This is a genomic window from Sphingorhabdus profundilacus (genome assembly GCF_009769755.1).
GTDB lineage: Bacteria > Pseudomonadota > Alphaproteobacteria > Sphingomonadales > Sphingomonadaceae > Sphingorhabdus_B > Sphingorhabdus_B profundilacus.
This window is the reverse complement of record NZ_SDWJ01000001.1, coordinates 833,661-851,551: the sequence shown is the minus strand read 5'-3', so window position 1 is coordinate 851,551 and position 17,891 is coordinate 833,661. Positions and strand designations below refer to the sequence as shown.

General features: G+C 55.8%; 17 protein-coding genes. 6 read left to right on the top strand and 11 right to left on the bottom strand.

Going from position 1 to position 17,891, the window contains the following annotated elements; all coding sequences use genetic code 11:
* Window positions 1-38 precede the first annotated feature (38 nt).
* The 8 genes from EUU23_RS03910 to rimP are packed head-to-tail and all read right to left on the bottom strand — an operon-like array spanning window position 39 to window position 7,178.
* Window positions 39-617: a thymidine kinase gene (locus EUU23_RS03910; protein ID WP_160352789.1), complete on the bottom strand. Its 579-nt coding sequence runs from the start codon at window positions 615-617 to the stop codon at window positions 39-41.
* Between the two features lie 3 nt (window positions 618-620).
* Window positions 621-1,019: a PIN domain-containing protein gene (locus EUU23_RS03905; protein ID WP_160352788.1), complete on the bottom strand. Its 399-nt coding sequence runs from the start codon at window positions 1,017-1,019 to the stop codon at window positions 621-623.
* On the bottom strand, window positions 1,016-1,300 hold the full coding sequence (locus EUU23_RS03900; RefSeq protein ID WP_160352787.1) for an AbrB/MazE/SpoVT family DNA-binding domain-containing protein: 285 nt from the start codon (window positions 1,298-1,300) through the stop codon (window positions 1,016-1,018). Before EUU23_RS03900 ends, EUU23_RS03905 begins: the two co-directional genes overlap by 4 nt.
* A gap of 31 nt (window positions 1,301-1,331) precedes the next feature.
* The gene (gene rbfA / locus EUU23_RS03895; protein ID WP_160352786.1) at window positions 1,332-1,733 is read right to left on the bottom strand and encodes a 30S ribosome-binding factor RbfA; all 402 of its coding nucleotides are present in this window, start codon (window positions 1,731-1,733) and stop codon (window positions 1,332-1,334) included.
* 28 nt (window positions 1,734-1,761) lie between these two features.
* Window positions 1,762-4,293, bottom strand: coding sequence for a translation initiation factor IF-2 (gene infB, locus EUU23_RS03890; protein ID WP_160352785.1), 2,532 nt, complete (start codon window positions 4,291-4,293; stop codon window positions 1,762-1,764).
* Window positions 4,294-4,314: 21 nt separating this feature from the next.
* Window positions 4,315-5,025, bottom strand: coding sequence for a DUF448 domain-containing protein (locus EUU23_RS03885; RefSeq protein WP_246156075.1), 711 nt, complete (start codon window positions 5,023-5,025; stop codon window positions 4,315-4,317).
* A complete protein-coding gene (gene nusA, locus EUU23_RS03880; protein WP_160352783.1) occupies window positions 5,003-6,613 on the bottom strand; it encodes a transcription termination factor NusA in 1,611 nt (536 codons plus the stop codon). The genes EUU23_RS03885 and nusA overlap by 23 nt, the downstream gene beginning before the upstream one ends.
* Complete coding sequence (rimP, locus tag EUU23_RS03875; protein ID WP_160352782.1) at window positions 6,606-7,178, bottom strand: ribosome maturation protein RimP; 573 nt, start codon at window positions 7,176-7,178, stop codon at window positions 6,606-6,608. The genes nusA and rimP overlap by 8 nt, the downstream gene beginning before the upstream one ends.
* Before the next feature lie 186 nt (window positions 7,179-7,364).
* On the opposite strand from rimP, the gene EUU23_RS03870 reads away from it, so the two are divergent.
* Window positions 7,365-8,504: a PQQ-dependent sugar dehydrogenase gene (locus EUU23_RS03870; RefSeq protein ID WP_160352781.1), complete on the top strand. Its 1,140-nt coding sequence runs from the start codon at window positions 7,365-7,367 to the stop codon at window positions 8,502-8,504.
* Window positions 8,505-8,524: 20 nt separating this feature from the next.
* Here the strand turns inward: EUU23_RS03870 and EUU23_RS03865 are convergent, their stop codons facing one another.
* The gene (locus tag EUU23_RS03865) at window positions 8,525-9,388 is read right to left on the bottom strand and encodes a DUF1499 domain-containing protein (protein ID WP_160352780.1); all 864 of its coding nucleotides are present in this window, start codon (window positions 9,386-9,388) and stop codon (window positions 8,525-8,527) included.
* Window positions 9,389-9,523: 135 nt separating this feature from the next.
* Between EUU23_RS03865 and EUU23_RS03860 the strand changes: the two genes are divergently transcribed.
* From EUU23_RS03860 to EUU23_RS03840, 5 genes are all read left to right on the top strand, one after another.
* Complete coding sequence (locus EUU23_RS03860) at window positions 9,524-10,759, top strand: TCR/Tet family MFS transporter (RefSeq protein ID WP_160352779.1); 1,236 nt, start codon at window positions 9,524-9,526, stop codon at window positions 10,757-10,759.
* 2 nt (window positions 10,760-10,761) lie between these two features.
* On the top strand, window positions 10,762-11,247 hold the full coding sequence (locus EUU23_RS03855; protein ID WP_160352778.1) for a GNAT family N-acetyltransferase: 486 nt from the start codon (window positions 10,762-10,764) through the stop codon (window positions 11,245-11,247).
* Window positions 11,248-11,409: 162 nt separating this feature from the next.
* Entirely contained in the window at window positions 11,410-11,976 is a 567-nt protein-coding gene (locus tag EUU23_RS03850; RefSeq protein WP_160352777.1) for a DUF1285 domain-containing protein, read from the top strand.
* Window positions 11,973-12,545 (top strand): CoA pyrophosphatase, encoded by a 573-nt coding sequence (locus EUU23_RS03845; protein WP_160352776.1) that lies wholly within the window; start codon window positions 11,973-11,975, stop codon window positions 12,543-12,545. Before EUU23_RS03850 ends, EUU23_RS03845 begins: the two co-directional genes overlap by 4 nt.
* Window positions 12,542-13,768: a CCA tRNA nucleotidyltransferase gene (locus tag EUU23_RS03840; protein WP_160352775.1), complete on the top strand. Its 1,227-nt coding sequence runs from the start codon at window positions 12,542-12,544 to the stop codon at window positions 13,766-13,768. Before EUU23_RS03845 ends, EUU23_RS03840 begins: the two co-directional genes overlap by 4 nt.
* On the opposite strand, the gene EUU23_RS03835 is transcribed toward EUU23_RS03840, so the two are convergent.
* Window positions 13,726-15,465, bottom strand: coding sequence for a putative bifunctional diguanylate cyclase/phosphodiesterase (locus tag EUU23_RS03835; RefSeq protein WP_246156073.1), 1,740 nt, complete (start codon window positions 15,463-15,465; stop codon window positions 13,726-13,728). The two genes, EUU23_RS03840 and EUU23_RS03835, sit on opposite strands and share 43 nt — an antisense overlap.
* 83 nt (window positions 15,466-15,548) lie before the next feature.
* Window positions 15,549-17,873, bottom strand: a complete 2,325-nt coding sequence (gene parC / locus EUU23_RS03830; protein ID WP_160352774.1) for a DNA topoisomerase IV subunit A — start codon at window positions 17,871-17,873, stop codon at window positions 15,549-15,551.
* Window positions 17,874-17,891: the final 18 nt, after the last annotated feature.

The window sequence follows — 17,891 nt, the reverse complement described above, 5'->3', positions numbered from 1 at the left end:
TGATAAATTGGCGAACCTGAACGGGCGATTAAAATTTATCATAACGACCGTGCCGCCATAAAATGTTTCCGGCACATCGCAACATAGCGATCATCCCCCCCAATTTCGGTCTGCGCGCCATCAATGACGGCTTTGCCGAACTCGTCCACCCGGAGATTCATTGTTGCCTTGCGACCGCAGTCGCACACGCCTTTCAGTTCGACCAGACTATCGGCAATGCCAAGTAGCGCAGCTGAGCCAGGAAATAATTCGCCCTGAAAGTCGGTCCTCAATCCATAGCAGACGACCGGTATTGCATATTCATCGGCCAGTCGGGCGCACTGCCATACCTGTTCTTTCGACAGAAACTGGGCTTCGTCAATCAATACACAAGCAAGCGGCGCTTCCCGATGCCTTTCGAGTACCGCCCATTCTATATCCGTCGCCGCTTCAAACCTGCTGGCATCCCCCGCAAGCCCGATCCGCGAGCTGATCGCGCCAAACCCGGGACGGTCATCCAGTGCGGCGGTCCAAAGCATGACCTTCATCCCCCGCTCGCCATAGTTGAACGCCGCCTGCAGCAGGGTCGACGATTTTCCGGCGTTCATCGATGCGTAATAGAAATAGAGCTTGGCCATCTTTTAAGACCGCAACGTGCGGACAGCCAAAGGCGTTTCGGAACCCGCTTGTTGCGCGAACTTACGATCAAAACTGACGAATTCGGTTATGATGTCCGAAGTACTGGCAAGATGAATCATATCTGCGAAATCTGCACCGGCATTGTAGCGATCGATAGCCCAGGTGACTGCAATAATATTAGGCATGATGATCATTTTTGATTGGGAAAGCGTTGTAAGAATGTCCACAACGTCTTTTCTTGGCAAACCGGCGCGAGATTCGAGCACCCAACACAACTCCAGTAGAACTGTCCAACTGACAAAGCATTCGTTCTCCGATATAAGCTGCGCGGCGATATCGGCTTCGGCAATTGTGTCGTTGAGAATGTAGCGAGCTAAAACGCTAGTATCTAGAGCGATCACCCGTCGATGTGCTTCCGTTTGCGAAACTCTCTTTCGGCTTCAGCGGACCAGCTCAGCTGATCGATCGTCAACATAGGCCCATCATATTTAACAATCTTGCGTATCCGCGCAGTGGTCTCTTCAAAGCTCAACTTTTGCTTCGCGCGTGGTTCGCGCAACAAAACACCATCCGGAGTCTCTATGACATCGAGGACGACACCTTGAGTCAATCCCAACCGATCACGCGTATCTTTTGGAATAACGACCTGCCCTTTGGCTGAAATACGGGTTTGAGCGTTCATGACGGTAAGATACATCTTACTTCAATCGAAGTCAATTGTCGTCGGTCAAATCCTGTTGCACCTTCGGTTGGGCCAACAGCCCTTCAATATGCGTCGCCTGATCAAAGCTATCATCCGCCAGGAACTTCAACTTCGCCGCATATTTCATGCTGACTCGCGTAGCTACTTCCTTTTGGAAAAACGCCGTGTTGGTACGAAGCGCCTTTAGCACTACCTCCTCATTCGCACCGAGCAACGGCTTGATGAAAGCCGTCGCATGGCGCAAATCAGGCGACATCCGGACTTCCGTGACGCTGACGCTGTGGCTGGTCAGTACATCGTCATGCACTTCGCCCCTCGCCAGCAGTTCGGACAGAATATGCCGGAACTGCTCGCCAACGCGCAGCAACCGGACCGAGCGACCTTCGGGCGAGACATCGTTATGTTTGGCCATAATGCCTCCTTTGGCGGCGACGCCAGACTTACAAAGTCCGTTCGCGCTCCTCGACTTCGAAGATTTCCAGCATATCGCCTGCCTTGACATCGTTGGTATCGGCCAACACCACACCACATTCGAGGCCCGCGCGGACTTCGTCGACATTGTCTTTGAAGCGGCGCAACGAAGCGATGGTGGTTTTCGAGACGATAACGTCGTCGCGTGTAAGACGTGTGGACAGACCTTTGCGGATGAAGCCATCGACCACCAGCAAACCGGCTGCCTTGTCGCGCTTGCCTGCAGAGAACACATCCTTGACTTCGGCACGACCGACGACGGTTTCGATGATTTCCGGCCCAAGTTCGCCCGCCATTTCCTTGGCAATGTCGGCAGTCAGGTGATAAATGACGTCGAAATATTTCAAACGCACACGATCCCGCTTGGCCAATGCCGCTGCTTTGGTGTTCGGACGCACGTTGAAACCGATCAGCGGCGCATTCGATGCCGCTGCCAGCAACATGTCGGACTCGGTTATCCCGCCCACGCCAGCAAGCAGGACACGGACCTTGATTTCGTCTGTCGAGATGTTGTTGAGCGCGGTCACAATTGCTTCGACCGACCCTTGAACATCACCCTTGATAACCACAGGATATTCCATCGCGCGTGTGGCGGACAGATTGTCGAACAGGTTTTCGAGATTGGGTGTAACCTGGGCGGTGCGAACCTTGGTCGACTGTTCCTTGCGGTACAGGGCAACTTCGCGGGCGCGCGCTTCATTTTCAACAACCGTCAAAACATCGCCCGCCGACGGTACGCCGGTTAGACCTAATACTTCAACCGGCGTGGCAGGCCCCGCTTCGGAAACCTGTTGCCCCTTGTCGTTGATCAACGCGCGGACTTTCCCGCTTTCCGAACCGACAACAAAGATATCACCGCGCTTCAACGTACCGCGCTTGACCAATACGGTCGCGACCGCGCCGCGTCCCTTGTCAAGCTGGGCTTCGACCACAATTGCTTCGGCGGAACGGTCTGGATTGGCTTTCAATTCCATAACCTCGGCCTGCAACGCCAGCTTTTCGAGCAGCGTGTCGAGCCCGGTCTTTTTCAAGGCAGACACTTCGACGTCCTGAACTTCGCCGCCCATTTGTTCAACAATCACTTCATGTTCAAGCAAGCGTTCACGCACCTTTTGCGGGTTGGCGCCTTCCTTGTCGATCTTGTTGATTGCAATAATCATCGGCACACCGGCTTCTTTGCTGTGCTTGATCGCTTCAATGGTTTGCGGCATCAGGCCATCATCAGCCGCAACAACCAATATGACGATATCGGTAACCGACGCACCACGACGGCGCATTTGGGTGAAGGCTTCGTGGCCCGGTGTATCAAGGAAGGTAATAAGCGAGCCATCCTTTGCCTTCACCTGATAGGCGCCGATATGCTGCGTAATTCCGCCTGCCTCGCCGGAAACAACATTGGCCCCGCGCAGGGCGTCCAGCAAAGAGGTTTTGCCGTGGTCGACATGGCCCATGACCGTGACAACCGGCGGACGCGGTTTTTGCGTTTCGGGGGCATCGACGTCTTCGTCATGCACGATGTCGACATCGGCATCGGACACGCGGGTGATGTTGTGGCCAAATTCTTCAACCAGCAATTCTGCGGTATCCTGGTCGATCGTTTCGTTGATCGTGACAGGCATGCCCATCTTGAACAATGCCTTTACCAGATCGCTGCCTTTTTCGGCCATACGGTTGGCAAGTTCCTGAACCGTGATGGTTTCAGGTACGACAACATCGCGGCTTTGCTTGGGTTGGGCGGTGCGATTGCCACCGCCATGCAGCCGCTTTTCCTTTTCACGGGCGCGTTTCAGCGCCGCCAATGAACGGGCGCGTGCGCCTTCATCATCATCAAGTGCGCGGGTTACGGTCAGCTTGCCCGATTGGCGACGGTCGGCCGTGCGATCACGCGCCGGACGATGCGGCGCCTTTTTCGCTTCTTCGCGCTCACGCTCGGTCGGTGCCGGGGCAGCCGCGGGACGCTTGGGCGATTCCACAGGTGTGAACCGGCGCGGAGCAGGCGCTGCGCCATCGTCATTGCTGACCGCAGGTTCAGGTTCCTGCTCAACTACAGGGGTTTCCGCAATGGCAGGTGCCGGGGCTTCTTCAGCCTTACGATTTTCTTCGGCGCGACGCTTTTCCTCTTCGGCGGCCCGGGCCCGCGCTTCGTCTTCACGGCGACGGCTTTCTTCAAGCATCGACAGGCGCGCTTCCTCGGCCTCACGCAACAATTTTGCCTGACGCTCCTGACGGCTGAGCATGTCATTTGCCATAGGCTTTGGCGCGGGCGCAGCGGCAACAGGCGCAGCAGGAGGCGGTGGCGGAGGTGGCGGAGGTGGTGCAGCGACTTCAGGTTCCGGCGCATAGCCCGGCTTGCCAACCAGTTTCTTGCGCTTCACCTCGACCACAACCTTGTTAGTGCGGCCGTGGCTAAAGGTCTGTTTGACTTCACCAGACTCAAGCGAGCGGCTCAAGGTGAGCGGCTTGCGCGTTAATGTCGGCTTGTTGTTGGTATCATCACTCATCGAAACAGAACCCGTCCTTACTCAATCAATTGCGGGGATATCAGTATCGGGGCCCCACTTTTCCGAAGCATTGCTTGCGGAATCGAGGGGCGCATTACTGCATCCTTTGAAATTTAGCCAGCGTCCAAGATGATGTGTCACCCTGTCGGCTGCTTTTTGGTCGATTAGTGCGACATGCACGGCATTTTGCCGTCCCAGTGCAGCCGACAATGCGTCACGGTCAACCGGCAGTTTGACACCACCCTTGCCCGTTCCTTCTGCATCTTCGCCTACCCGCCACGCCTGGTCGCGCTTGCCACTGCCGTCGGTACTTGCGTCAGATGCGTGCAGCAAAAGCCGGACTTGACCGCTGCGAGAGGCAGCATCAATTTTCTCTGCACCCAAGATAAGGTGCCCTGCCCGTGCTTCCAAGCCCAACCGGTCAAGAAAGGCCTTTTCCAAACCACGTTCGATCCGCCCTGCCAGATCGTCAATCAATGCAATTTTTTCTGTCTTGAACGCGCGGCGCAGCAATCCGGCCAGCTTGCCCTTGTCTTGCGCCTTGGCAAGCTCTTCGTGGTTTACACCTATCCAGGCGCCGCGACCGGGGGCTTTGGCGAACACGTCCGGCGCGACGGTACCGTCGGGACCAAGCGCAAGCCGGATGAGCGTGGCGCGGTCGCCATGCTCACCCGATAATATGCACTTCCTTATTGGGGAGTGTCGGTTCTCATTGGGAGTCGTCCGCTGCAACCGCGTCCTCCTCTTCGAACCAATGGGCACGCGCGGCCATGATGATCTCATTGCCCTGCTCTTCGGACAAGCCGAACACAGCCAATATGCCTGCCTTATCTTCGGTGCGATTGCGGCGAACTTCGCGGTCACTGCGTTCGTTACGGCGCGGTTCGCGGGCTTTCTGGATCAGCTCGTCGGTTGCAAGATCGGCCAGATCGTCCAGCGTCTTGATACCTGCCTTGCCCAACACCACCAGCATCGCTTCGGTCAGGACCGGCAATTCAGCCAGCGCATCCTCTACACCCAATTCACGGCGTTCCGTGCGGTTAGCTTCTTCGCGGCGCTCCAGCGCTTCTTGTGCGCGGTTTTGCAGCTCCGATGCCAGATCTTCATCAAAGCCTTCAATTGCCGCGATTTCCGACGGATCGACATAAGCGACTTCTTCAAGCTCGCTAAAGCCTTCGGCAACCAGCAACTGTGCAAGCGTTTCGTCAACGTCCAGTTCCTGCTGGAACATTTCCGAACGTTCGACAAATTCCTTCTGCCGCTTCTCGCTCGATTCCGCCTCGGTCATGATGTCGATACCGCGGCCGGTCAATTGCGACGCCAGACGGACATTCTGTCCGCGACGGCCAATGGCAAGGCTTAGCTGATCGTCGGGAACAACAACTTCGATGCGGCCTTCTTCTTCGTCGATGACCACGCGGCTAACCGTTGCGGGTTGTAGCGCGTTCACGATGAACGTCGCAGTATCTTCTGACCAGGGGATGATGTCGATCTTTTCACCCTGCATTTCCTGAACAACAGCCTGCACGCGGCTGCCCTTCATGCCGACGCAGGCGCCGACAGGGTCGATGCTGCTGTCATAGCTGATGACACCGATCTTCGCACGGCTGCCGGGGTCACGCGCGGCGGCCTTGATCTCGATGACACCGTCGTAGATTTCAGGAACTTCCTGCGCGAACAACTTCTTCATGAAGTCAGGATGCGCGCGGCTCAGCAAAATCTGCGGGCCGCGATTTTCGCGCTGCACCTTCATGATGAGGGCACGGACGCGGTCACCGTTGCGGACGACTTCGCGCGGAATTTGCTGGTCGCGGCGGATGACGCCCTCGGCACGGCCCAAATCGACGACGACGTGGCCAAATTCCACGGACTTCACAACGCCGGTGATGATTTCACCCGCACGTTCCTTGAACTCTTCATATTGACGTTCCCGCTCGGCATCGCGGACCTTCTGGAAAATAACCTGCTTGGCCGATTGTGCGTCGATACGGCCCAGATCCACCGGAGGCAGCGGGTCAACAATGAAGTCACCGACGGCCGAACCTTTTTGCAGCTTTTCCGCCTGCTTCAAATCGACCTGTTTGAAATAATCCTCAACCTCTTCAACAACCTCGACCACGCGCCACAGGCGAAGATCGCCGGTCTGCGTATCAAGCTTTGCACGAATGTCGTTTTCCGCGCCATAACGTGCACGGGCTGCCCGCTGGATCGCTTCTTCGAGAGCTTCGACGACAATCGCCTTGTCGATCATCTTCTCAGAGGCAACCGCATTGGCAATTGCGAGCAATTCAGCCTTGTTCGCGGCGATTGTATTAGCCATTGTCTTCGTCTTCCTGTGCTTCGTCGTGAATGGGGTCAGCTTCTACTTCGTCTGCGCCATCACTGTTGATGGGCGCAGTCGACGCAATCAGCCGGTCTGTCAATAGCAGCTTGGCCGAACCAAGTGCGGAATAGGGAAAAGTCAGGCGACCTGCTTTGCGATCATCCACCAAAATGATGTCGCCATCAACACCGGCCAGATCGCCACGCATATTTTTGCGGCCATCCATTGGCTCGGCAAGTTCAATTTTCGCCTCATGCCCTTTCCAGTCGGCGAAATCGGCAAGTCGGGTCAACGGACGGTCAATGCCCGGTGAGCTGACCTCCAACCGATAGGCTTCCTCAATCGGGTCGAGTTCATCAAACAGGTCGGAAATACGGTGCGACAAGGCAGCGCAGTCATCGATGCCGAGTTGCCGGGTATCGGGACGCTCCGCCATGACTTGCAATGTCGGCTCATCACTTCCCTGCGCGCCATTTTCGAACCACGCAACGCGCACGAGCGTAAAGCCGAGCGCTTGCGCTTCGGGCGATATCAACGCGGACAATTTGTCGAGGTCGGGCAAATTCGGTCTTTCTCAGGCTTTCTGCAAAGCTTTCAGGTGCCGGCCCCGATAGGCGCCAGCGCTTCCAAAATCTCGCGATGTAAGGATGGAAGCTTTATATCGCCTATAAGGATATTATGCAAGCCTCTTGCTATCGAGGGGCAGGCACACCAATTCGTGTCGATGCACAGCAAAGGAACCGCCCCCATGAACAAACCTGCTTTACTGTTATCGGCAACATTCATGATCGCTGCATGTCAACCAACCGCCAGCGACGCCGCAGCAGCCCGCACTGCTGACATACCCTTTGATATTACCGTCGTTGCTGATTTCGATCAGCCATGGGCCATGACCTTCATTCCGGATACACCCTATGCGTTGATAACGGAGAAAAAAGGAAAGCTGAAACTTTGGCAAAATGACGGCGCGGTGGTCGACATTGCGGGGGTTCCTGCGGTCGCTTATGGTGGCCAGGGGGGCCTGGGCGATGTTATTTTGCATCCCGACTTTGCCAATAACCAATATATCTACCTCAGCTTTGCCGAAGCGGGTGCGGGTGGCTTTGGCGCGGCTGTCGCCCGGGCGAAGCTGCAACTGGATGATGCAAAGCCTGCTTTGAGCGATGTCCAGATAATCTGGCGACAGGAACCCAAAGTTTCAGGACAGGGCCATTATGGCCACCGCCTCGCCTTTGGCCCCGACGCCATGCTGTATATCAGCAGCGGCGAGCGGCAGAAATTCCAACCAGCACAGGATTTGAACCAGAATCTCGGCAAGATTGTCCGCCTGACCGATGGTGGCATGGTGCCGTCTGACAATCCCTTTTACGATCGGGGCCGGGTCACATCGCAAATCTGGTCCTACGGCCATCGCAATCCGCTCGGGCTCGCCTTTGATGCACAGGGGCGTTTATGGAATCAGGAAATGGGACCTGAGGGCGGCGACGAATTGAACCTTGTCAAGAAAGCCGCCAATTACGGCTATCCCAAAGCATCAAATGGCCGCAATTATGGATCATTCACCGACGATATGCCCGATCATAAAGCCGGTGATGGATTTGAAGCGCCCAAGGTATTTTGGAACCCTGCAATCTCTCCGGGTGGATTGATGATTTATTCCGGCGACATGTTTCCGGAATGGAAAGGCGATGCTTTCATTGGAGGATTGGGTGCCCAGGCGCTGGTCAGGGTCAAATTGGACGGCGAAAACGCCACCAAAGGCGATCAGTGGGACATGGGCGCCCGCATCCGGGAAGTCGAACAAGGCCCAGATGGTGCCATCTGGTTACTTGAAGATGGCAACAACGGGTCTGAAGGACGCCTGATCAAGCTGACCCCGAAAAAATAGACGGCGGCCTGCGGCGGCATTCAAGGCGCAGCAGTTACCGTGCCCGTCAGATCGGCGAGGAAGGACCGGACGCGCTTTGCGTTCATTCCCAAATCACTGACCCCGACACGACTGACAGAGCGCATGTCGACGACGCTGCCTTCACCGGTATCGGTAGGGCGCACGCGGATCACGACGTCATCTTTGAATTTGAAAAATGCGCTGGTTACGGTCGCTTCCATCCGCCCCTCTTCTGGCAAGGAAATGGCGACTGTCCAGCCCCGCGCCTTGGCCAGACGATCGGCCTTTGCAACAACCATTGGCACAGGTTCGTTGATGCGGACCGAGCGGATATCGCCATAGGCCTTTTGATGCACCATGACCCAACGTTGTTGCGGGGTCAGGCCCTTCATCTGGGCATCGTCCGCGCCCGGAATATTGTCGAGATTATCGGCCCTGAGCTGAAGCGTCCGAAATTCCGGCGGATCGGCCAGATCGGTCGAAACATCGTGAATGGCAGGCACTGACAAGGCGGAAAACAGGAACGTTCCGACCCACCCCACATAAGCCAAGGCAACCAACATTCCAGCCCATCGGCGACCGCGTGGCGCAGGATTGATCGACTTGCGCGCGCGCCAGCCAAATAATGCCCCGAATAGCAAGGCACCAATGCCCAGAAAGAACGCCCAGGTGACGCCTTTCAGGCCCGACGTAAATTCCCAAAAGCCCCACCCTGTGCCAATTGCCGACACAAGGCCCCATGATAACGCGCCGACGCCGGCAAGCAGAACGAATGTACCCTGATAATCAAACTTCTTTTTCTCTGCCATCGGCATTGCAGGTGACGGGTTCACGGAAGGCGACGCCATTTCGGCCTGCTCGGCGGAATTATCCTGTTCGTTCAAAACCTGTTTCCTTATCATGACGACTTAACCGCGCCATGCTAATCGAAGTTCCTTCAGATGGCAATTTACCACTTAAATTATGTTTCCCCATGACATTCAATTGGACAAAATTTCCGCAAACTGACAGGAGGCGGCATGTTTACCGATCCTGTTTTGCAGAAACGCGCCAAGCGATTCATCTTGCTGACGGTGTTCATTTATTCGGCAGGTTTTGGCATCATCATGCCAGTGCTTCCCGATCTTATACGTGAACTTACCCATTTGAGTCTGTCGGAAGCGACCCGCATGGGTGCGTGGATTGGCGCGGCCTATGGGGTTTTTCAGTTTTTACTGGGCCCCATGATGGGCAATCTTGGCGACCGGTTCGGACGACGACCTGTATTTCTGTTTTCGCTCTTTGGCTTTGGCACAGATTTTCTGCTGATGGGTTTAGCCCCGTCGGTCCTGTGGCTTTTCGTGGGCCGGTCGATTGCCGGCGGCTTTGGTGCGATATTTGGCCCGGCCAATGCGGCCATGGCTGATATGTCGAGCGCAGAAGACCGGGCGGCAAGCTTTGGCAAAGTGGGCGCTGCCTTTGGCCTTGGATTCATAATGGGTCCTGCCCTCGGCGGCCTGCTCGGGGAATATGGCACGCGCGTCCCCTTTTTCTTTGCGGCCGGACTTGCCTTTGCAAATGCTATCTATGGCTATTTCATCTTTCCCGAAACCATGGCGAAAGACAAGCAACGCGCATTTGAGTGGCGTCGTGCCAACCCTTTTGGGGCGCTGGCTAATCTGGGCAAGATAAAGGGCATTTTACCGATTGCCCTGATCTATTTTCTGTGGGTCTGCGCGATCAACATCTATCCCGCCACCTGGTCCTTTTTCGCACCCGCGCAATTTGGGTGGGACAGCAAGATGGTCGGAATATCCCTGACACTCGTTGGCGTATCGATGCTGCTGTTCCAGTCGCTGGTCATTGGCCGAGTTGTGAAGCGCTTTGGCGAGCGGACCACAGCGATTATCGGGATGACCTTTGGCTTTGCCAGTTTCACAATCACGGCATTTCTCACCAACGGGACCATTGCATTGCTGCTGAATGTCGTCAATGGATTTTCCGGAATGGCGATGCCTGCAATCAATGCAATGATGTCACAAAGAACGCCGCAAAACCAACAAGGCGAATTGCAGGGATTGAACGGTAGCATGTCGGCGCTCGCCATTTTGATGGCGCAGCTTGTGTACAATAATATGCTTTCTACGTTTACCGGAAAATCCGCGCCAATTCACTTTCCCGGCGCCCCTTTTCTTATCGCGGCTTCTCTTACCATTTTGACTTTAACCTTGCTCATCCTGTTGTCCCGGCGCGATCCTGATCCTGCAAAGCTGTAAAAATGGTGCGGCCAGTTCCCCTTTCCAGCGTTTCTGCTGTTGCGGTCGAAAACCTGTTGGACGCCGCCTTTGGCTGTGACCGACATCAACGCACCGCCTATCTGCTTCGTCAGGGAATGCCTGTCATTGACCGGCTTTCATTCGGTATATTGGCGAAAGACGAATTGATTGGCAGCATCCAATGCTGGCCAATTGCCGCGGGGTTATCACCCCTCATTTTAGTCGGCCCGGTTGCGGTAACCCCCGATAGACAAAGGCAGGGTATTGGAAAAATCCTGATGCAGGCGATGCTGGAATCGGCCGTACCGGACGATGCGCCAATGGTGATGATCGGCGACCTTGAATATTATGGACGCTTCGGGTTTAGCGCGGACCATAGCTCTGGCTGGACACTGCCCGGTCCATGGGAACCGCACCGGCTCTTGCTCAGAAATCCGGCGCAAATTCCCCTGCCATCAAGGGCAAATTTGGGACCACGCCACATCTAGGGTCAGGAAATAGCGGGTCTGTGTCGTGGCGCATTGGGAAAAACCAATATCCCTGCGGCTTACGGCAACGCTCCACGCCAAATGGGCGCAATTCTGGACGATGATGGTGATAAATTCACGGCCCGGTTTGACGGCTGCGTCCTTTGGCCTTATCGATTTTCTATGCCTTATGAAGTGCCAGATCTGGCCATGTTGACCCTTGCCGAAGTTGCCGAACTGGTCGCCGCACGGAAATTGCCGGCGGTGGAAAGCTGGCAACCGACGAATATCGGCGAAAGCGACATGCGAATAGCATCCGATGGCAAATGGTTTCATCAGGGTGGAGAAATCCGGCGGCCCGCGATGGTGCGCGCCTTTTCCAGCCTGTTGCGCCGCGAAGCCGACGGCGCTTACTGGTTGGTCACACCGCACCAAAAATTGTCGATCATGGTCGATGACGCCCCATTTTTGGCAGTCGAAATGCAAAGCGAGGGTGAAGGGCAAAGCCGTTCACTCGCATTTCGTTTGAACAGCGATGATCTGGTTTTGGCCGGTCCGGAAAACATGATCGAGATGCGTGATGAGATTCCATATCTGCATGTCAGGGCCGGACTATGGGCAAAAATCGCCCGACCGGTTTTTTATGAACTGGTCGAAATTGCGCTGAACGAAATGGGGGGGATTGACAGCTCAACCATGCCCCAGGTCTGGAGCGATGGATCAGCATTTCCCATTGGTGTGATGTCATGAACTGGATTGACCATATCGGCGGGGCCCTTGATCCATCACGCAGCATCGCGATTGAAGATGAGCGTGACCTTGGACAAGACAGCCATCGCCCCGCTGCTATCTTGATACCGATAACAGAGCGCCCAGAACCCGGCGTCATTCTGACCCAAAGACCCGACTGGCTACGCAGCCATGCCGGGCAAGTCGCTTTTCCCGGTGGCAAAATTGACGCCACCGACGCCGATGCAGTCTCCGCCGCATTGCGTGAGGCGCATGAGGAGCTGAATATCGATCCGGCAGTTGTGAACGTCATCGGCGTCGCCGACACCTATTATTCGGGCAGCGGATATCGCATTGCCCCTGTTGTCGGCATCATTCCGCCCGATCTTCCGCTTTTGGCGAACCCTGATGAGGTTGAAGACTGGTTTGAAGTTCCTTTGTCTTTCCTGCTTGACCCGGCCAATGCCACAAAGAAAGAAACGATGTGGAACGGGCAAGTGCGGACCTATTATGATATGCAATGGCAGAACCGGCGAATATGGGGGGTTACGGCCGGGATTATCGCAAATCTGGTCCGTCGCCTGACATGACATCGCAGATATCAAACGCCGCCTGGTTTCGTGCCGACAGCCTGCGCCGAGTAGTCGATGCGTTGCGCGACGATGTGGGCGGCCCCCGCATTGTTGGCGGTGCCGTTCGTGACACGTTGATCGGTGTCGACGTGACCGATGTTGATCTGGCGACACCATTTATCCCGACAGCAGTCATCGACCGGCTGGAATCGGCGCGTATCAAAGCGGTACCGACCGGCATTGATCATGGTACCGTCACGGCGGTTGTGGATGGCCGAAATTATGAAATCACAACGCTACGCCGCGATGTTGCGACCGACGGTAGGCGTGCCACCGTCGCCTTTTCAACTGACTGGCGCGAAGATGCATCGCGGCGTGATTTTACCATCAATGCACTATATGCAGACCCCTACAGTGGAGAGGTTTTTGACTATTTTGACGGGCAATCGGATCTGGCAGCGGGAACCGTTCGCTTTATCGGCGATGCGGATCAGCGGATCGCTGAAGATTTCCTTAGGATATTAAGATATTTCCGGTTCCTTGCCCGTTTTGGCCATGGTGCCATTGATACGCGGGCATTGCGCGCCTGTGCAAAAGGCGTTCATGGATTGACGGCCCTGTCGCGTGAACGGATTGCCCAGGAATTAACGCGATTGATGGCACTTTCCAACCCGGTATTGGCGGTGGAATTGATGATCGATAATGGCATATTCGCGCCGTTCCTGCCCGAATTAAAGGATCGCGCGGCGGCGCATTTGGAACAGCTATATGCGCGTGAAGTCGCACATCATCAAAAAATCTCGCTGTCCGCACGCCTGCTCACCCTGTTACCACGCGACGCAATTGTTGTGGACCGCGTTGCCGCCCGGTTGAAGCTGTCCAATAAATTGCGTGACAATTTGGCCAAGCGGGTAAGCACCCCTGATCCGTCGGTTCGGAATATCAGGGAAATCGCCTATCGCAGCGGAATGGACTGCGCGACCGACGCGGCGATGCTTTATGCCGACGGGGAAATTCTGCGCGACTGCATGGCAAAGCTGGGTACAAATTCTGTGCCTGAATTCGAATTGAAGGGCGGAGATTTAATTGCACTCGGGCTGCCAGCTGGCACCGTTGTCGGCAAGGCCCTTCACACCGTAGAAACATCATGGATTTCCGAAGATTTCCCCCCGCGCGCCCGGCAGATGGAAATCGCGCGTCAGCTTGTCGGAACGCTTCTGTCCGCATCCAAAAAGGCGTAGGCCGCCTCACCCGTCATTGGCCGGGCGAAATAATAGCCCTGACCAACCGAGCAACCCAAGCGCCGCAGAACCTCAGAAATTTCGCTGCTTTCTATGCCTTCGGCGGTGGTTTTCATGCCCAGCGCGCGGGCCAGCGACAGCACAGTGCGGACAATCGCACGCTTGTCCTTGTTGACCATCATTTCGGATACGAAACTGCGGTCGATTTTCAGCACATCGATCGGCAATTGCTGCAAATAAGCGAGATTGGAGTAGCCTGTTCCAAAATCATCCATCGCCAAATTGGTGTCGAGAGCCTTCAAATTGTCGAGCAATAACTTCGCCCCGATCGGATCGTTGATGAACGCACTTTCGGTCAGTTCCAACGTCAGGCGGTTGCCTGGTATCTTCGCCCCGCGCAACGCCGCTGATACAGCTTCGACGACATCGTCACGTTGAATTTGCACCGCGGACATATTGACCGATATTCGAAAATCCTGATCGCCGCTCAGGCGGGAATCCCATAATGCGATGGTCTTGGCCGCTTCTTCCAACGCCCACCGTCCCAAGGGAACAATCAGGCCACTTTCTTCAGCCACCGGGATGAAATCAACAGGGGAAATGGCCCCAAGGTCGGGATGATGCCAGCGCGCAAGGGCCTCGAAACCGCTGAGCGAGCCTGTATCGAGATCGACCAACGGTTGATAATGCAGTTCAAGTTCGCCCATTTGCAACGCCCGGCGCAAATCGGTTTCCATGCTAAATCTGCGACGGGCCGTATCGACGGTGCCCGGGGTATAAAGTTCGAATGCCTTGGTGTGTTTCGCCTTTTTCAAGGCAATCTGCGCGTGGCGCAGCGTGTCCATCGGATCATCGCTGCCCACGCTGCCAATCGCAGCAGCAGCGGCGCAATCCACCTGTATTTCAAGACTGGACAGCTGGCACGGCGTTGCAAAGGCATCCATCAGCCGGTTTGCGATCCGCCGCACATCCGAACAATCATCGCCCAACTGCACGAACAGGGCAAATTCATTGCCGCCCAGCCTGCACAAAATTTCATTGCTGCGCGTCCGCGAATTTAATCGGCGGGCGACGGTGATGATAAGTTCGTCACCCACCATCGCGCCTGCGGATTCATTGATCCGGCTGAATCGGGCAAGATCGATCAAGATGATCGCATAGGCCAGGTCCGACCCATTTTCGGATAGCGCTTCAATCCTTCCTTCGATTTCTTCTTCAAATCCGGTCCGGTTGCAAAAACCGGTGAGGCTGTCGCTCAGCATTTCGCGACGGAGATTAAGGCGGCTGGTTGCCTCTGCCGTGCGGTCGACCATCGACAGCAGGATCATGGTTCCCTCCGCACCGAACCGTGCGATGCTGATTTCCAATTCCCGCTTGTTGACAGGGTCAGGTGATTGCCAGCATTCGAAATGCGTTTCCCTGCCACCCTCGATCATGGTGAATGCGCGGTCGGCCAATGTTCCAAGGTCAAGTCCGGCTTCCCGTTCAAAACCGAGCGCCAAATCATCGAATTTTGGGTTGCTTAGAACATATTCCACCCGATCATCCTGCAACCGAAAAATCGCACCGGCAATTGGAAGTGAGGCCAGCCAGCCAAATTCCAGGCGTGGATCGACCAGATTTGGCGGCGCACCCTTCGTCAGCTTTGCGCTGAAAGGGGATAACTCGGCAATATCGCTGCGGATAATATGCTTCATTTCACCAGTTCATAAGAAGAAGACGTAAAAAAGTGTCTCTTATGTTTTGGTGGATATTTGGTTAATTTTTCGACGTTCTGTTGTTAGTCAAACCGGTTATTGCGCGGAAATCCTTGTGGAGGAAGCCGACCAGCGGCTCCGCGCGCCACGCGCCACAGCGACATGTCATTTTCTGTCCGGGTGCGACCACTGTCACCACCCATTGCCCAGCTCAAGCCCTCGCTCAAAAGGAAGCACATCGCATCGGCAAGTCCGCCATCCTTATAGCGTTGGAGCGTTACGCCCTGCCCCTTGGACATTTCTGGCACCTCGCTCAGCGGGAAGACGACTAGCTTGCGGTTATCGCCAACGACTGCGAGATATTGGTCCTTCAACAAGGCCTCATCTTGCGTTTCGGGCGGTGCAGGGCGCACAACCTTTAGCCGCGCACCGGGTTTCAATGTCACCACGCCGCGCCCTTTGCGGGTTTCGGCTATGACATCCGCCATCTTCGCAATGAAGCCCTTGCCCGTGGAGGCCGCGAGCAACATCCGTCCATTGGCTGTGGCGGGAAAGACGGAAACAATGTCATTGCCCGCTTCGATGTCCACCATCGACCCGACCGGTTCGCCAAAACCACGCGCACCGGGCAATTTGTCCGCACCCAATGTGTAGAAACGACCATTTGCCGTCGCAATCAGGATTTTGTCCGTCGTCTGCGTGTGGAATGCGAAGGCCAGGCTGTCACCTTCCTTGAACTTGTAATCCGCCTTCGCCGACAGGTCCGCATGGCCCTTCATGGCCTTGATCCAGCCCCGTTTCGACATGATGACCGTCACCGGTTCACGTTCGACAAAGGCTTCGAGCGAAATTTCCCGCGCCTGTCCGGCTTCTTCCAACGACGTGCGACGTCGGCCCAATTCGGTATCCTCGGCATAGCTTTTGCGTAACGCCGCCAGATCCTTCTTCAGCCGGGTCTTTTGCCGCGCAGGGCTTTCGATCAACTTCACCAATTCTTCGCGTTCCGCCTGCAATTCGCCAAGTTCGCGGCGCAGCTCCATTTCCTCAAGCCGGCGCAGCGACCGCAGGCGCATGTTTAAGATCGCCTCTGCCTGCCGGTCGTTGAGCTGGAATTCTTCCATCATCACCGGCTTGGGTTCATCCTCGGTACGGATGATCTCGATAATCCGGTCCAGATTGAGGAAGGCGATGATATAGCCTTCGAGCAGTTCCAGACGGGCATCGATCTTGTCGAGCCGGTGCTGTGAACGGCGTACCAAGACTTCCAGTTGATGGTGGAGCCAGTGCCGCAGCACCTCACCGATGCCCATGACGCGCGGAGTACGCTCGGCATCCAGCACGTTGAGATTGAGCGAAAAGCGCGTTTCCAGATCCGTCAGGCGGAACAGAGCGTTTTTCAGGTCATCGGGGTCAACATTACGGCTTTTAGGCACCAGCACGATGCGGATGAGTTCGTCACTTTCGTCGCGAATGTCTTCCAATATCGGCAGTTTCTTGTCGGCAATCAGTTGGGCGATCTGCTCAATCAACTTGCCCTTTTGCACCTGATAGGGAATTTCCGACACCACAAGTTGCCACGTACCGCCCGACTGTTTTTCAACACCGCTTTGTTCCCAGTTCCCCGCCTCGTCACGCCCGGTTGAAAAGCGCGCCCGGACGCGCATCGCACCGCGACCGCTGGCATAGGCGGCGCTGATCACGTCTTTGCTGTCGACCAAAAGGCCACCCGTCGCAAAATCGGGACCCTGGACGATCCCCATTATCTGTTCATGCGATGCAGAAGGCTCGTCAATCAACAGCGTCGCCGCATCAATGATTTCCGCGACATTGTGCGAAGGGATGCTGGTCGCCATACCCACGGCAATGCCGCTGGCACCATTAGCGAGCAAATTGGGGAAAAGCCCGGGCATCACCTCAGGCTCTTCATCCTCGCCATTATAAGTCGGCCGGAAATCGGAGGCATTCTCATCCAGACCGTTCATCAACTCGATGGCGGTCTTGGTCAGGCGGGCCTCGGTATATCGGTAAGCCGCCGCATTATCGCCGTCGATATTCCCGAAATTTCCCTGCCCGTCGACCAGCGGATAGCGGAGCGAAAATGTCTGGGCGAGGCGCACCATCGCATCATAGACCGACTGGTCCCCATGGGGGTGATATTTACCGATGACATCGCCCACAACACGGGCGCATTTTTTGTACCCCTGCGACGGATCAAGCTTAAGCAACCGCATCGCCCACAACAGCCGTCGGTGTACCGGTTTCAGGCCATCACGCAAATCCGGCAAGGACCGCGCGGTGATCGTCGACATCGCGTAAATCAGATAACGTTCGGATAAGGCCGCATCAAAGGGCGCATCGACGATGGCGTCGAACGGATCTTCTGGCAATGTATCAACTGTATCGGACATTGCAGCCCCGATAGCGGC

Bases quoted from the DNA above. Each gene is read 5' to 3' on its own strand.
- EUU23_RS03835 (WP_246156073.1), bottom strand. From the start codon at position 15,465: ATGAAGCATATTATCCGCAGCGATATTGCCGAGTTATCCCCTTTCAGC.
- rbfA (WP_160352786.1), bottom strand. From the start codon at position 1,733: ATGGCCAAACATAACGATGTCTCGCCCGAAGGTCGCTCGGTCCGGTTG.
- parC (WP_160352774.1), bottom strand. From the start codon at position 17,873: ATGTCCGATACAGTTGATACATTGCCAGAAGATCCGTTCGACGCCATC.
- EUU23_RS03870 (WP_160352781.1), top strand. From the start codon at position 7,365: ATGAACAAACCTGCTTTACTGTTATCGGCAACATTCATGATCGCTGCA.
- EUU23_RS03855 (WP_160352778.1), top strand. From the start codon at position 10,762: ATGGTGCGGCCAGTTCCCCTTTCCAGCGTTTCTGCTGTTGCGGTCGAA.
- EUU23_RS03850 (WP_160352777.1), top strand. From the start codon at position 11,410: ATGCCTTATGAAGTGCCAGATCTGGCCATGTTGACCCTTGCCGAAGTT.
- EUU23_RS03910 (WP_160352789.1), bottom strand. From the start codon at position 617: ATGGCCAAGCTCTATTTCTATTACGCATCGATGAACGCCGGAAAATCG.
- nusA (WP_160352783.1), bottom strand. From the start codon at position 6,613: ATGGCTAATACAATCGCCGCGAACAAGGCTGAATTGCTCGCAATTGCC.
- EUU23_RS03845 (WP_160352776.1), top strand. From the start codon at position 11,973: ATGAACTGGATTGACCATATCGGCGGGGCCCTTGATCCATCACGCAGC.
- EUU23_RS03840 (WP_160352775.1), top strand. From the start codon at position 12,542: ATGACATCGCAGATATCAAACGCCGCCTGGTTTCGTGCCGACAGCCTG.
- EUU23_RS03860 (WP_160352779.1), top strand. From the start codon at position 9,524: ATGTTTACCGATCCTGTTTTGCAGAAACGCGCCAAGCGATTCATCTTG.
- infB (WP_160352785.1), bottom strand. From the start codon at position 4,293: ATGAGTGATGATACCAACAACAAGCCGACATTAACGCGCAAGCCGCTC.
- EUU23_RS03900 (WP_160352787.1), bottom strand. From the start codon at position 1,300: ATGAACGCTCAAACCCGTATTTCAGCCAAAGGGCAGGTCGTTATTCCA.